Raw genomic sequence first — 14,375 nt, forward strand, 5'->3', positions numbered from 1 at the left:
TAGGGGCCGCTGACGGAATAAAGGACCGTGATCTGCGGAATTGTCCGAAGCAGGGTTTCGGCCTTGGCGGCGAATTTCGGCAGGATGGTGATGAGCACATGGGCGCGGATCAGCGCGCCCGCCGCCTCCGGTGCCAGGCGAACGGTATATCCGGCGATGATGCCGCCGCGCTCCAGCCGTTCCAGGCGGCTCTGCACCGTGGTGCGCGACAGGCCCAGGGCACGCGCCAGATCGGCGGTCGGCCGGCGCGCATCGGCGCGCAACAGCCGCAGCAGTGCCTCGTCGGTCGGGTCTATCGTCACTTTTCCTGCCATATCGTCGTTCCGCCGAGCTTCGCGATTCGGATCGTCGCTCTGCTGACTACAGACCGACGAGCGCGGGATGTAAAGCTTGCAGCAGATACTTCTATTCGTTTCGAGAGGAAAACCCATGAAGGACGTGCTCGTCGTCGGCGCCGGCAAGATCGGCTCGACCATCGCCGAAATGCTCGATGCGACCGGCGACTATCGGGTCGCGATCGCCGACCGTTCGGCCGACCAGCTGGCCCGGCTCGGGACCGGTCCCGGCGTCGAACGGCTGACGCTCGACGTCGCCGACGGCGAAGCCCTCGGTCGTGCGCTGGCCGGCCGCTTCGCGGTCCTGAGTGCGGCACCCTATCATCTGACCGGCAAGGTGGCGCAGGGCGCGTTGGCGGCCGGCACCCACTACCTCGACCTGACCGAGGATGTCGCGACCACGCGGCTGGTGAAGCGGCTGGCGGTCGAGGCCACCAGCGCCTTCATTCCCCAATGCGGGTTGGCCCCCGGCTTCATCTCGATCGTCGCCAACGATCTCGCCGGCCATTTCGACCGGCTCGACACGGTCAAGATGCGCGTCGGCGCGCTGCCGCAATATCCGTCGAACGCGCTCAACTACAACCTGACCTGGAGCACCGACGGCGTCATCAATGAATATTGCGAACCGTGCGAGGCGATCGTCAACGGAAGCTTGCGCGAAGTGCCGCCGCTGGAAGAACTCGAGGAATTCTCGCTGGACGGCATCACCTACGAGGCGTTCAACACCTCGGGCGGGCTCGGCACCCTGTGCGAGAGCCTGGCGGGCAAAGTGCGCAACCTCAACTATCGCACCATCCGCTATCCCGGCCATTGCGCGATCATGAAGGCGCTGCTGAACGACCTGCGCCTGCGCGACCGGCGCGACGTGTTCAAGGACATCCTGGAGAACGCGCTGCCGGCGACGATGCAGGACGTCGTCGTCATCCTGGTCACGGTCAGCGGCTGGCAGGGCGACCGGTTCCTGCAGGAGACCTACGCGAACAAGGTCTATAGCCGGCCAATCGGCGGCCGCGTCCATAGCGCCATCCAGATCACCACCGCGTCGGGCATCTGCACGGTGCTGGACATGCTGGCCGACGGGCAACTGCCGCCCAAGGGCTTCGTGCGCCAGGAAGACATCCCGTTCGACGCATTCATCAACAACCGCTTCGGCCGCGCCTACGGCCAGGAGCTGCGCCAAGCCGCCTGAGAGGGTCGGCGGACCGCCGATCGGCCCCGGGAAGCCATGCTGTCACGGCATTGCCGCCCGGCTCGATCCGGAGGAGCGAGGAGCCCATTTTTCCCTTGCGCGCCGCCGGCCGCCTGATTAGTTTCCGGCTCCCGACGCTGGCGACCTTCGCCGCCGCCGGACCCGAAATTCGGGGTCATAGCTCAGTTGGTAGAGCGCTACAATGGCATTGTAGAGGTCTGCGGTTCGATTCCGCATGGCTCCACCATATAGAACAAGCGCCCGGCGCTTGGAAATGCAGAGAGCCCGGGTTCGATCGAACCCGGGCTCTTTCGTTTTGGCCGTCGGCACGGCGCCCGCTTACCGCTGGCGCAACGCCAGGACGACTCCGCTGAGCGTGAGAATCATCGCCGAAACTTCTCTCAGACCCAGCGGCTCGCCCAACATGATCGCCGCCGAGATCACGCCGACGATCGGCACCAGGAGCATGGCAGTCGACGCCGCCGCCGGTGGCAGCCGGCGGAGCGCGGCAAACCAGGTGAGATAGCAGACGCCCATCGGAAAGATCGTCATGTAGACGAAGGTGCCGAGTGCCGCCGGCGTGAGCGCGCCCAGGTCCGGGTGTTCGAAGGCGAGACCGAGGAGGACCATGGGAAGGCAGCCGAGGCCGACCTGCCACGCCGTGAGCGCGATCGGCGTGACCGGCAACGGCGTGCGGTTCAGGACGGCGCCCAGCGCGAACAGGACGGCAGCGCCGAGCGCAAACGCGACGCCATAGAGTTTGCCGGCATCGATCGCGAATTCCTGGCCGCCCAGAAGGACCATCACGCCCGCCAGGCCCAGCAGGAGCGCCGCAAAGCCCCGCGCCGTCGGACGCATTCCGAGGAACGGCCATGCGAACAAGGTCGTCCAGATCGGCATCGTGTAGACGAGAAGCGCGCCCTCTCCGACGGGCACCCATTTCATGCACAGCGACGAGAATCCCATCCATGCGAAGACGTTGGTGAAGGCGGCAAAGAGCAACCTGGGAACGGCCACGCCCGGCACCTTGAGGCTCTCCCCGCGTTGATGCGCGACGACCGCAAGCGCAGTTGCCGAGAGCACCCCTGCAAGGCCTCGCGAGAAGAGCGGAGGCCAGACGTGCAGCAGGAATTTCATCGAAGGCCAGTTGAATGCCCAGCCAATGCCCGTGACGAGCAGGCAGATCACGCCAAACGTCCTCGGCGAGATCGTGGGCGAAGACGAGGTCCGCACGGTCAGGGGCCGCGACCTCGTATGATCGGTCATGGCCGTGCCAATTCCTGCCGACTCGTCGAAAGCGTCGCCAACACGTCGTGAAAGGCCGACAGGACCGGATCGGTCTTCTGCAGTGCCCATCCGACAAAGCTGCCGCCTTCGAGGGTGCTCAGCAGCAGCAACGCGACGCGGTCGATACCGATCGCGTCCGTCAGTTCGCCCGCCGCAACGCCCTCACGCACGACGTCGGCCAGCCAGTTCAAGTGCAAATCGAAGAAGGCGCAGACCGTAGCCCTGAGGCTCTCCGGCAGGGCAGAGCGTTCCGCGGAAAGCGCCCCGCAGAGCGGCAGCATCCCGTTTTCGAAGCCATCGAGGAAAAGCTGCGCATAGGCGATCAGTCGCGCCTGGGCCTGCGTGTCGGCGCGTTTGATAGCCGCCAAGGTGCTCGTGAAATTTGCGATATACCGGGACACCAACAGGGCCGCGAGATCTTCCTTCTTCGGAAAATGGTGATGGACGCTGGCTTTCCGGATGCCGCTGCTCTCAGCCAGGTCGGCATAGCTGAAGGCGGAATAGCCGCGCGTCCGAATGAGGTACTCGGCGCGTTGGAGGAGTGCGTCTCGGGTTCCGAGGGTCATGTCCGCATTCTTCCTACTAGTAGGTAGGGAGTCAAGCCTGTCGAGAGTCGCGCGCGTCGAAGGGCCAGACGGATTTCCGCTTCCGCATTTCACAGAGGCGCCCGTCTGAAGCTTCGAGCGGTAGCCGGTCAAAGGACGGGCAGATCATTATTGCCGCCATGAACCAAGTGTGTTGCGAACATCGCTGATTATTTCGAGAATTTTAGATAATAGATTTCGTAACGAGCCAATGCCGCCGCGGACATGGCGCCCAACAAGACAGGGGGCCGTCGCGGTTGGCCGGGACCGCCGGTGCGTCATCGATGCCGGTCGGCCGGGGCTCATTCCCGTCGGGCCGAAAGCCCGTCGCTCGTTCGAGAGATTATGGAGAGTTTACCATGGGCACGGAACAAAAGGTCGCCGTCATCACCGGCGCCTCTCAGGGCATCGGCGCGGCACTGGTCAAGGCTTTTCGGGAGCGGAACTATCGCGTCGTCGCGACGGCACGCTCGATCCAGGAGACGAACGACCCGGACATCCTGGCCGTCCCCGGCGACATTGCCGATCCCCGCACGGCGCAGCGCGTGATTTCCGAGGGCCTGGCCCGGTTCGGCCGGATCGACACTCTGGTCAACAACGCGGGCGTCTTCATCGCGAAGCCCTTTACCGACTATACGCCGGAAGAATATGCGGCGATGCTGGGCGTCAATCTGAACGGGTTCTTCCACATCAGCCAGCTTGCCGTGGCCGAGATGGTGAAGCAGGGCGGCGGCCATGTCGTCAGCATCACGACCAGCCTGGTCGACCACGCCAACAGCAACGTGCCGTCGGTCCTGGCGTCGCTGACCAAGGGCGGCATCAACGCGGCCACCAAGTCGCTCGCCATCGAATACGCGAGCCGCGGCGTGCGGGCGAATGCCGTGTCTCCGGGCATCATCAAGACGCCGATGCACGCGCCTGAGACGCATGATGCGCTGGGCAAGCTGCATCCGGTCGGCCACATGGGCGAGATCCGCGACATCGTCGATGCCGTCCTCTATCTCGAGGGAGCGAGCTTCGTGACCGGCGAGATCCTGCACGTCGACGGCGGCCAGTCGGCCGGCCACTGACCGGCCGCCATCACCCTTTCACCAACGAGGAAGACCATGCCGATCGTAACGATCCAGATCACACGCGAAGGCACCGCGCCCGGTGCCGACGCCGCGACGCCTGCGGAAAAGGCGGCGCTCATCAAAGGGGCGAGCGAGCTGTTGCTCACGGTGCTGAACAAGCCGCTCGAGGCGACCTTCGTCGTGATCGAGGAGGTCGAGACGGAGAACTGGGGCTGGGGCGGCCTGCCGGTCGAAGAATACCGGCGGCGGCGCGCCGCCGGTCGGACGTGACGCAGCGCGTCAGCCGCTGGTCCGATCCGACGGTTGCCCGGCCGGCCGCTCGCCAAGCTGCCAGGCCGGCGAGGCCTGCTCGACGAGGTCGATGAAGGTGCGAACCTTGCGCGACAGCAGGCGCGAGGTCGGAAAGACGGCGTGGATCGGCAGCGGCGGCGGCGCGAAATCCCGCAGCACCTCGATCAGGCGGCCGTTGCGGCAAGCGTCGATGACCTGATAACTCAAGGCCGATGCGATCCCGCCGCCGGCGATCGCATGATCGATCGCCGCTTCGCCGCTGTTGCTGAAGAATTGCGGGGCGACCGGCACGGACGAGACCTTGCCGTCCGACCAGAACGACCATTCCCGCCGAGAGGCGGCACCGGAAAACGCGATGAGGCGGTGCCCGTCGAGCTCGCCCGGCACCTGCGGAACACCCTGTTTCGAGAGGTAGGCAGGGCTCGCCACCAGCGTGCGTCGGGTCTGTCCGAGGCTGCGGGCGATCAATCCGGAATCGGCGAGGTCGCCGACACGGATCGCCACGTCGATCCCTTCCTCGACGAGGCTGACGTAGTGGTTGGCCAGCTGCAGCTCGACGCTGACCTTCGGGTAGAGTTCGAGATAGCGGGTCAGGATCGGCGTCGCATGAAGACGCCCGAACACCACCGGCACGGCGACCACCAGGCGGCCGGTCGGCTCACCACGCTCCGCCTGCGCCGAGAGTTCGGCCTCCTCGAGCTCGGCCACGATCCGCCGGGCGCGCTCCAGATAGCGGGCGCCGGCATCCGTCAGCCGAACCGATCGCGTGGTCCGCTGCAGCAGGCGCACGCCGAGCCTGGTCTCCAGCGCGGCGATCAGCCGGGTGACGACGGACGGCGACATGTCGAGTTTACGCGCAGCGGCGGAGAAGCTCTGGGCGTCGCAAACCGCGATGAACACCTGCATCACCTCGAACCGATCGCTCATGACCATGCCTCATCGGGCCGCGCTGCGGATTATTGCCGGATCCGGCGAGGTGAGTTGCAGCTACCGCCGATTGTTCCTGTACCCGAAGAGAATAAATTTCAAGCGGGACCGTTGGCGCCTGCCGTCGGCCACCCGCATCCGGGCCTGGATCGCCAGAGCCAAGACGTCGGAAGGAAGTTTCGAGATGTCCGCCCCGCACGCGCTGCCGTTGCCCCTCACCGTCGGAGACGCCGGCCAGATCGACGGTTCACCCCCGACCGACCCTCCGCAGCGGCGTGAGCCCAGCGCCTGGCGCTCGACCCTCTCGGGCATGTGCGCCAGCCTCATCGGCATCGGCCTTGCCCGATTTTCCTATACGCCGTTGTTGCCGGCGATCATTGCCGCGCACTGGTTCGCCGCCGCATCGGCGGCCTATCTCGGCGCGGCCAATCTGGGCGGATATCTGGCGGGCGCGCTGCTGGCGGGCCCGGCGGCAAGGCATCTGCCGGCAGCCACGATCATTCGCGGCATGATGCTGCTGGCGGCCGTCGCGTTCTTCGCCTGCGCCTGGCCGGTCGACTTCGCCTGGTTCTTCGCATGGCGCTTCGCCTCCGGCATTTCGGGGGGTGCGCTCATGGTGCTGGCGGCACCGACGATCCTGCCCAGCATCGCGCCCTCCCGGCGCGGGGTCGCCAGTGGCGCCATCTTCATGGGCGTCGGGCTTGGCATCGGCGTATCGGGCACCCTGGTCCCACTGCTGCTGCAACAGGGCCTGATCCAGACATGGATCGGGCTCGGCGTGCTGGCGCTCGTGCTGACGGCCGTGGGCTGGGGCGGCTGGCCGGCCCAGGTGGCCCCCGCGGCCACCAGGCATGTCGCCGCCATCGGATCGGTTCCAAAGCTGCGGCTGCGGGCGCTCTACCTCGAATATGGGCTGAACGCGGTCGGCCTCGTGCCGCACATGATCTTCCTGGTCGACTATGTCACGCGCGGCCTCGGACAAGGGCTGCAGGCGGGTGCCGAATATTGGGTGCTGTTCGGCATCGGTGCCATCGTCGGTCCGCTGCTGACGGGGCATCTGGCCGACCGGGCCGGCTTCGGACCGGCGCTGCGCCTGGCTTATCTCTGCCAGGGGGTGGCGGTCGTGCTGCCGCTTCTGGGGCTGGGCGCGCCGGGACTGATCGTATCGAGCCTGATCGTCGGTGCCTTCACTCCGGGCATCGTCCCGCTGGTGTTGGGGCGCGTCCATGAATTGCTGGCGCATCATCCGGCCGCGCATAAGAGCGCCTGGAGCAAGGCAACGACGAGTTTCGCCGTGCTTCAGGCCGGCGCGGCCTATGGGTTGTCGTTCCTCTTCGTCAACAGCGGCGGGAACTATCGGCTGCTGTTCATGGTCGGCGCCGCCGCCCTGGCCACGGCACTACTGGTCGACCTGGTCGTCGGGGCACACCAAGCCAGCGGGACCACGCCGCAATCCTGAGGAAATCGCGGCGTGGCCCGGATGACGAGGTCCGGTACGGCCCCCGGGTTTACGTCCTTCAGGCCGCGCGAGACGGTTGCGGCTTGCGCAGTTCGACCGCAGCTGCCGATGGGTTCGGGCCGCTCCGCAGAACATCGAACAGTTCGAGGGTCCCTCTGCGCGTGATGTCGCTGATCTCCCGCAGATCCGCGAGCGTCTCATCGAATGCGCTCCGCACGGTCGCGACCTGTCTGGGCACGACATCCGCGGGATTACGCGCATCGAACAGCAGCGTCATTTCAGCCGCGAACTGCGCCGCCTCCTTCTGCAGCAGGTCGAATTGCTTGGAGATGACGGCTGAAACCGTCGAGGAGATGATCGCGGTCGCGCGACCGAAGGCATCGATCTGCCGCTGCTGGGTTTCGATCAGGCTCGACCGATCGAAACCGAACCGCGAACGATCTGGAGCCGGATCGGCCACGTCAGTCGAAATTGCGGTGTTTTCCGTCATGGCTCTCATCCTCTGTGATGGACGTCCACCGGGCCGGCGCCAGGGCCTGGTGCCGCGGTAGCACAATGTCGACAGCAAAAATGAGCTTGGGTCGGGATCGTGGACGGGCTTCGCCACCGATCCGGGCACGGCCGCGAACGGGTTCTCCGGTCCGATCGACCGATCCTAGTTGCCCTGGATTTCGCCCGTCAAGATTGTAACAAATGAATATCGAATATGAAACTCGCGGGGGTTCGCCTACCCCCGGTTCCGAATCACGGCAGGAGCCCGGGAAAGGACCGCATCCGAAACGGCATCCGCCGCCGGATCGATCATCGTCTTCATATTCGGTTGATTTTCCTGTGATAAAGTTCACCCTGGATTGCTTAAGGTCCTGTCTTCGTTCGAGAAATGATGGCACTGGCAATATCTGGCCTCACGGCACGACACCTGGCACCCGCGACTGACCGCATCGGCAGCCGGTGATGATGCGCGCCGCACCGCACATCATGGTCATCGAGGACTCGCCGACCCAGGCGCTGAAGCTGCAATTCATGCTCGACAGCCAGGGGTGGACCGCCAGCATGTGCGGCGATGCGGAATCCGCTCTGGAACAGCTCGGTGGCGTCCTGCCGGATCTGGTGCTCGTCGATTTCCATCTGCCGCGCATGAACGGCGACGAGTTCGTCCGGCAGATCCGCATGAACGTGCGGACGCGCGAGCTGCGCGTATTGATGCTGACCGACAGCGACACGGCGGAGACGGAGCGCAAAGGTTTCGAGAGCGGCGCCGACGCCTATGTGCAGAAGTCGGCCGATTCGGATATTCTGCTGACCCGCGTCCATGCCCTGCTGCGCAAGGCAAAGCCTTCGATCATGTCCCATGGCGCGGCACCCGGCTTTCGCCGCAGCCGGTTGCTCGTCGTCGACGACAGCCCGACCTATCTCTATTTCATCACGGCACAGTTGGAGGAGGAGGGGCACGAGGTCGTCGCCGTGGCGAGCGGCCGCGAGGTCCTGGCAAAGGTCGAAGCGGAGCCGTTCGACTGCATCGTCGTCGATCTGGTGATGCCGGAGATGAGCGGCACCGACCTCTGCGCCCATCTCGATGCGATCCGCCGCAAGCACGACCAGCTGTTCCAGATCGTCATCCTGACCGCGCGCGATTCCAAAGAAGACATGATGCGGGGGCTGGAAGCCGGGGCCGACGATTTCGTCGGAAAATCGAGCGAGAGCGAGATCCTGAAGGCCCGGATCCGGGCATTGCTGCGCCGCAAGTTCCTGCATGAGGAGAACACGCGGATCACGGGCGAGTTCAAGAACAAGGAACTCGAACTCGAGCGGGCACACGCCGCAAAGCAGGCGGCCGAGGCGCGCGGCGCGCTGGCGGAAGCGCTCGAACGGTCGAACGGTGAACTGGCCACGGCCTATCGGGAACTCCAGGAAACCCAGACCCAGCTCGTCCAGTCGGCGAAGATGGCCTCGCTCGGCGCACTGGTGGCCGGCATCGCCCACGAGATCAACAATCCCTTGGCCTTCGTCTCGAACCATTTGGGCACCGTCACCCGTGGCGTCGATGCCCTGGTGCCGGAGATCGAGTCCCATCTATCGGAGACCGGCGGCCGGACACTCGACAAGGTGCGCCAGCGGCTGGAAGCCATGAGGCTCGGCGTGGACCGGGTCGAGGACCTGGTCGTCAAGCTGCGGACGTTCTCGCGGCTCGACGAGGCCGAGGTCAAGACGATCGAGATCGAAGAAAGCATCGAGTCCGTGCTGACCCTGCTGCAGCACAAGCTGGCGGATCGGCTGACCATCGTCCGGCACTATGGGGAGGTCAAACGGGTGTCCTGCTATCCGGGGCCGCTCAACCAGGTGATCATGAACGTCGTGGCCAATGCCATCGACGCGATCGAAGGGAGCGGCACGATCACGATCGCAACCGGCCAGGTGGGCCCAATGCTGGCGATTTCGATCGGCGACACCGGCATCGGCATTCCGGCGGCCATCAGGGATCGCGTCTTCGACCCGTTCTTCACCACCAAGCCGGTCGGCGCCGGCACCGGCCTCGGCCTGTCGATCTCCTACGGCATCGTGCGGCGGCACGGCGGCCTGCTCGAGATCCGGAGCGAGGAAGGACGAGGCACCGAGGTCACGATCAAGATCCCCCTCGAGCCGGAGCCGCGACCGGCATGATCGACGCAAGGCGGACCGGCGACGGAAAGGCAAGGACGAAGAGCATGATGGACACCATCCTGGTCGTGGACGACGAGCCCCAGGTGCTCGCCGCCATCGCCGACACGCTCGAAGACGATTTCAACGTCCTGGTCAATGCCTCGCCGCTCTCGGCGATGGAAACGCTGCGCCAGACGAAGGGCCTGTCGGTCATCATCTCCGACCAGCGCATGCCGGGCCTGAGCGGGCACGAATTCCTGACGCGTGCACGCGAATTCTCCGATGCGACGCGCATCCTGATCACCGGCTATTCGGACATGGATGCGGTGATCGCCGCGGTCAATTCCGGACGCATCTTCGGCTATATCTCCAAGCCCTGGGACCCCGACAAGCTCCGGCATCTCATCCGGCAGGCGGCCGACCATTGCGAGTTGCTGCGCGCGCTGACCGAGGAGCAGCGGCTGCTCAACAACCTGATGGATAACGTTCCCGACGCGATCTATTTCAAGGACCGCGAGCGCCGCTATCTGCGAAGCAACCGGGCCCATGCCCGCACCCTGGGGCTCGGTGACCCTGCCCTGACGATCGGCAAGCGCGCCGAAGACTTCCTGTCGCCCGAACAAGCCCAGCTCTTCGAAGCGGCGGACGGTCGGGTGCTGGCGGCGAACGCATCCCACATCGACACGCTGGTCAAGCTGCAGACGGCGGGCGAGCCGGTGCGGTGGCTGTCGACCACGCGGGCACCGATACGGGACGAAGCAGGGGAGATCACCGGCCTCGTCGCCATTTCGCGAGACGTCACGGCGCGGCAGCTGGCCCAGGAAGAATTGCGCGAGGCGCACGATCTGCTGGAGCAGCGGGTCGCGGAGCGGACCGCGGAACTATCGGCCACGGCCGAGCAGCTGGTCGTCGCCCGCACGGCCGCCGAAGCCGCGAGCCAGGCAAAGTCGCAGTTTCTCGCGACCATGTCCCACGAGTTGCGCACGCCGCTGACCGGCCTCATCGGCTTCCCGGAGCTGCTGCTGCGCAAGGAGACCCCTCCGGAAGAGCTTCGCCGTTTCCTCGAACTGCAACGCGACGCGGGCAGGGCACTCCTGGCGCTGGTCAACGACATCCTCGATCTTTCGAAGATCGAGGCCGGAAAGCTGGAACTCGAGCAGGTGCCGTTCGAGCCGCGCGGGGTCTTCGCCGACTGCGAAGCGCTCGTCGCCCATGGCGCCCAGGCGAAAGGATTGGCGCTCGCGACCCGGGTCGATGCCTCCGTCCCGGGCTGGCTGCTGGGCGACCCGACGCGCCTGCGCCAGATCACGCTCAATCTGCTGGGCAACGCCGTGAAATTCACCGATGCCGGCAGCGTGACGCTGGCGGCCCGCTGGACCGAAGCTTCGTCCGGTCTTCCGGAGCTGCACATCGCCGTCACGGACACCGGCATCGGCATCCCGGCCGACAGGCTCGGACGACTATTTCAGGAATTCAGCCAGGTCGACGATTCGACCAGCCGCCGCTTCGGCGGTTCGGGATTGGGGCTTGCCATCTGCCGCCGGCTGGTCGAGCTGATGGGCGGTCGGATCGGCGTCGAAAGCACGGCGAACAGCGGCAGCACGTTCTGGCTGCAGATACCGGCGGCGATCGGACCGGCCGCCATGGCATCCACCGCCGATCGTTCCCCCGCCGCCGCCCTGGATGGCGGCGCGGCGCGGCGCATCCTGCTGGCCGAGGACAGCGCACCTGTGCAGATCCTCGTCACCGCGGTGCTGGAGGCCGCGGGGCATCACGTCGACGTCGTCGAAAACGGTGCCGCGGCCGTCCGCGCGGCCGCGAACGGCACCTACGACCTGATCCTGATGGACGTGCAGATGCCGGTACAGGACGGGCTGGCTGCGACACGGGAGATCCGGGCGTCCGAGGCCGGCGGCGACCACATCCCCATCGTGGCCTTGACGGCCAATGCGACGAGCGGCGAGCTGGAACGCTGCAAACTGGCAGGCATGGACGTCTTCCTGACCAAGCCGGTCGATCTCGATCTTCTGCTGACGACCATTCAGCGCCTGAAACCGGCCCCGGCTTAGGGACGACGGTTCGTGGCACCCGCTCATCATCTGCTCAGCTTCACCCTCGGCCACCAGCGCTATGCGCTTCGCCTCGGTGCCGTCGAGCGCGTGGTGCGGATCGTCGAGATCGTTCCGCTGCCGCGGGCGCCCGACATCGTGCTGGGCGTGATCGATCTGCACGGGCGCGTCATTCCGGTGGTCGATACCCGCAAGCGTTTCGGCCTGCCTGCCCGACGTCCTACCCTCAACGATCATCTGATCGTCGCGCGCACGCCCGGCCGGTCGCTGGTCCTGCTGGTCGACCGCGTGGACGACGCCATCGAATGCACGGCGGCGGACGTGACGGCTGCCACCGAGATCCTGCCGGGCATGGACTATGTCGAAGGGGTCGCGAAGCTGCCCGATGGCACGGTCCTGATCCACGACCTTGCGACGTTCCTGTCGCTCGACGAGGCGACGACGCTCGAGGCGGCATGCGACGCCGCGGAGCAGCCGCATGGAGCCTAATCTTCCCGAAACCCTGCTCGCGCAGTTCAGCGACTACCTCGCGGCCCGGGTCGGCCTGCATTTTCCGCGCGACCGCTGGGCCGACCTCACGCGCGGGATCGCCCTCGCCGCCACCGACCTGGGCTTTCCCGATACGGCGACCTGCGTGCGCCACCTGCTGTCGTCCGGGCTCACCCAGTCGCAGATCGAGGTGCTGGCAAGCCACCTCACGATCGGCGAGACCTACTTCTTTCGGGAGCCGCGCAGTTTCGAAGCTCTGGCGCAGCAGGTGCTGCCGGACCTGATCTGGTCGCGCCGGGCGGATAGCCGGTCGCTCCGGATCTGGAGCGCGGCCTGCTGCACCGGCGAGGAGGCCTATTCGATCGCCATCCTGCTCGACCAGTTGATCCCCGACATCGCGGACTGGAACATCACGATCCTCGCGACCGATATCAACCCGCGCTTCCTGCGCCGGGCCGCGGAAGGTTTCTACACCGAATGGTCGTTCCGGGGCGTCGGGGCCGACATCAAGGACCGGTACTTCACGCGGGAGCCCGGTGGCTTTCGGATCATCCCGCGCATCAAGGCCCTGGTGACCCTGGCCTATCACAATCTCGTCGAGGATCGGTTCCCGTCGCTCGACAGCAATACGAATGCGATGGACATAGTGCTGTGTCGGAACGTGCTGATGTATTTCAGCCCGGAGCGCGCCCGTGTGGTCGTGGCGCATCTCCACCGCGCCCTGCGGGAAGGCGGCTGGCTGATCCCCAGTGCGGTCGACGGCGCCCCGCCGCTGTTCGCGCCGCTCGTGCTCGCCGATATTGAGGGAGCCTCGCTCTATCGCAAGCGCGCGGCGGCATTCCCGACACCGCCGCCCCCTCCCGCCATGCCGATCATCCCGCAGCCGGCACCGGCATCCCCTGTCGAACCCATCCAGAGTGCCGGCGGCTACCAGGCGGCATCGGCGCTGCACGACAAGGGGCGCTATGGCGAGGCGTCGGAAAAGCTGCTCGGGCACCTGTCCGCCGAGCCTGGCGATGTTCCGGCCATGCTTCTGCTCGCCCGGACCTATGCCAATCAAGGCCGCCTGGCCGACGCGTTGCAATGGTGCACCAAACTCGTCGCGGCCGACCGGCTCAGTGCCGGCCACCATTACCTGCTGGCCATGATCCAGCAGGAGATGGGCGCCCTGTCGGACGCCGCCACCTCGCTCCATCGCGCCCTGTTTCTCGACCCGCAGTTCGTGCTGGCCCATTTCGCCTCGGCGAACCTGGCCCGGATCGAAGGCAAGCGACCCGAGGCGCGAAAACATTATCGCAATGCCCTGCAGCTGCTCGAAGGGCGCGCCCCGGGCGATGTCCTGCCCGAATCCGAAGGGCTGACGGTCGAACGCCTGACGCAGATCGCGCGCCACGCCGCCGAGATGATCGATGGAGGACGGGTATGATCGATTGGGAGGCCGTGCATCGGCGTCTGGCGCGCCTGGAGACGGCCCTCGACCGGGGCGGCCGCCGCACGGCCCGAGAGATGCGGGAGGTTCTGCACGATCGGGCGCGGATCCTGGCTCGCCCGGCCGGTATCGGGCGGGGCGCCGACGATCAGGTCGAATTCCTCGAATTCACCGTGGCGGACGAACGCTATGGCATCGAGACGGCGCATATCCGTGAAGTCGCCATCGTGACCGCTCTCACCCCGGTTCCCGGCACGCCGGCCTTCATCGGCGGTATCGCCACCGTGCGCGGCCAGATCCTTTCCGTTCTCGACATCGGACGCCTGTTCGATCTGCCGGACCTTGGCGGAGCACCGCCCGGAAAGCTCGTCGTGCTCGAAGGGCCGGACATGCCGGTTGGGATCCTGGCGGCGGCCATCATCGGCATGCGCACGGTGCCGGCGTCCGAGATCGAAACCTCTTTGCCGACCCTGACCGGTGGCCGTGCGCCTTACCTGCGCGGGATCGATCGGACAGGGGTGGCGATCCTCGACGGAGCGGCCCTCCTGGCGGCACGGGACATCATCGTTGGGGCGGAAGCCGGACAATAGAGTCGGCGTCGAA

Annotated in this window: 14 protein-coding genes and 1 tRNA gene; 10 read left to right on the forward strand and 5 right to left on the reverse strand. The window is 66.2% G+C overall.

What is annotated here, in order from left to right; genetic code table 11:
- Positions 1-314 (reverse strand): Lrp/AsnC family transcriptional regulator (locus VGV37_RS07730; protein WP_326879069.1); only part of this gene is annotated, 314 nt, incomplete at its 3' end.
- 115 nt (positions 315-429) lie between these two features.
- Between VGV37_RS07730 and VGV37_RS07735 the strand changes: the two genes are divergently transcribed.
- Together VGV37_RS07735 and VGV37_RS07740 are read left to right on the forward strand one after the other, a co-directional pair.
- Positions 430-1,524, forward strand: coding sequence for a saccharopine dehydrogenase family protein (locus tag VGV37_RS07735; protein ID WP_326879070.1), 1,095 nt, complete (start codon positions 430-432; stop codon positions 1,522-1,524).
- Positions 1,525-1,695: 171 nt separating this feature from the next.
- A tRNA-Ala gene (locus VGV37_RS07740) sits at positions 1,696-1,771 on the forward strand.
- Between the two features lie 92 nt (positions 1,772-1,863).
- Here the strand turns inward: VGV37_RS07740 and VGV37_RS07745 are convergent.
- Complete coding sequence (locus VGV37_RS07745) at positions 1,864-2,790, reverse strand: DMT family transporter (RefSeq protein ID WP_326879071.1); 927 nt, start codon at positions 2,788-2,790, stop codon at positions 1,864-1,866.
- Complete coding sequence (locus VGV37_RS07750; RefSeq protein WP_326879073.1) at positions 2,787-3,377, reverse strand: TetR/AcrR family transcriptional regulator; 591 nt, start codon at positions 3,375-3,377, stop codon at positions 2,787-2,789. Before VGV37_RS07750 ends, VGV37_RS07745 begins: the two co-directional genes overlap by 4 nt.
- Positions 3,378-3,754: 377 nt before the next feature.
- Between VGV37_RS07750 and VGV37_RS07755 the strand changes: the two genes are divergently transcribed.
- Together VGV37_RS07755 and VGV37_RS07760 are read left to right on the forward strand one after the other, a co-directional pair.
- The gene (locus VGV37_RS07755; protein ID WP_326879074.1) at positions 3,755-4,465 is read left to right on the forward strand and encodes an SDR family NAD(P)-dependent oxidoreductase; all 711 of its coding nucleotides are present in this window, start codon (positions 3,755-3,757) and stop codon (positions 4,463-4,465) included.
- A 36-nt stretch (positions 4,466-4,501) separates the two neighbouring features.
- Positions 4,502-4,738, forward strand: coding sequence for a 4-oxalocrotonate tautomerase family protein (locus tag VGV37_RS07760; protein WP_326879075.1), 237 nt, complete (start codon positions 4,502-4,504; stop codon positions 4,736-4,738).
- Positions 4,739-4,747: 9 nt separating this feature from the next.
- Here the strand turns inward: VGV37_RS07760 and VGV37_RS07765 are convergent, their stop codons facing one another.
- Positions 4,748-5,686 (reverse strand): LysR family transcriptional regulator, encoded by a 939-nt coding sequence (locus tag VGV37_RS07765; protein WP_326879076.1) that lies wholly within the window; start codon positions 5,684-5,686, stop codon positions 4,748-4,750.
- Between the two features lie 184 nt (positions 5,687-5,870).
- On the opposite strand from VGV37_RS07765, the gene VGV37_RS07770 reads away from it, so the two are divergent.
- Positions 5,871-7,145, forward strand: coding sequence for a YbfB/YjiJ family MFS transporter (locus VGV37_RS07770; protein ID WP_326879077.1), 1,275 nt, complete (start codon positions 5,871-5,873; stop codon positions 7,143-7,145).
- A 58-nt stretch (positions 7,146-7,203) separates the two neighbouring features.
- On the opposite strand, the gene VGV37_RS07775 is transcribed toward VGV37_RS07770, so the two are convergent.
- Entirely contained in the window at positions 7,204-7,752 is a 549-nt protein-coding gene (locus VGV37_RS07775) for a phasin family protein (RefSeq protein ID WP_326879078.1), read from the reverse strand.
- A 347-nt stretch (positions 7,753-8,099) separates the two neighbouring features.
- On the opposite strand from VGV37_RS07775, the gene VGV37_RS07780 reads away from it, so the two are divergent.
- The 5 genes from VGV37_RS07780 to VGV37_RS07800 are packed head-to-tail and all read left to right on the forward strand — an operon-like array spanning position 8,100 to position 14,362.
- Positions 8,100-9,806: a response regulator gene (locus VGV37_RS07780; RefSeq protein WP_326879079.1), complete on the forward strand. Its 1,707-nt coding sequence runs from the start codon at positions 8,100-8,102 to the stop codon at positions 9,804-9,806.
- Positions 9,807-9,850: 44 nt separating this feature from the next.
- Positions 9,851-11,854 (forward strand): response regulator, encoded by a 2,004-nt coding sequence (locus VGV37_RS07785; protein WP_326879080.1) that lies wholly within the window; start codon positions 9,851-9,853, stop codon positions 11,852-11,854.
- 12 nt (positions 11,855-11,866) lie between these two features.
- Positions 11,867-12,343 (forward strand): chemotaxis protein CheW, encoded by a 477-nt coding sequence (locus VGV37_RS07790; protein ID WP_326879081.1) that lies wholly within the window; start codon positions 11,867-11,869, stop codon positions 12,341-12,343.
- Complete coding sequence (locus VGV37_RS07795; protein ID WP_326879082.1) at positions 12,333-13,769, forward strand: CheR family methyltransferase; 1,437 nt, start codon at positions 12,333-12,335, stop codon at positions 13,767-13,769. The genes VGV37_RS07790 and VGV37_RS07795 overlap by 11 nt, the downstream gene beginning before the upstream one ends.
- Complete coding sequence (locus VGV37_RS07800; RefSeq protein WP_326879083.1) at positions 13,766-14,362, forward strand: chemotaxis protein CheW; 597 nt, start codon at positions 13,766-13,768, stop codon at positions 14,360-14,362. The genes VGV37_RS07795 and VGV37_RS07800 overlap by 4 nt, the downstream gene beginning before the upstream one ends.
- Positions 14,363-14,375 lie beyond the last annotated feature (13 nt).

Source organism: Aliidongia sp. (assembly GCF_035943795.1).
Lineage (GTDB): Bacteria > Pseudomonadota > Alphaproteobacteria > ATCC43930 > CGMCC-115725 > Aliidongia.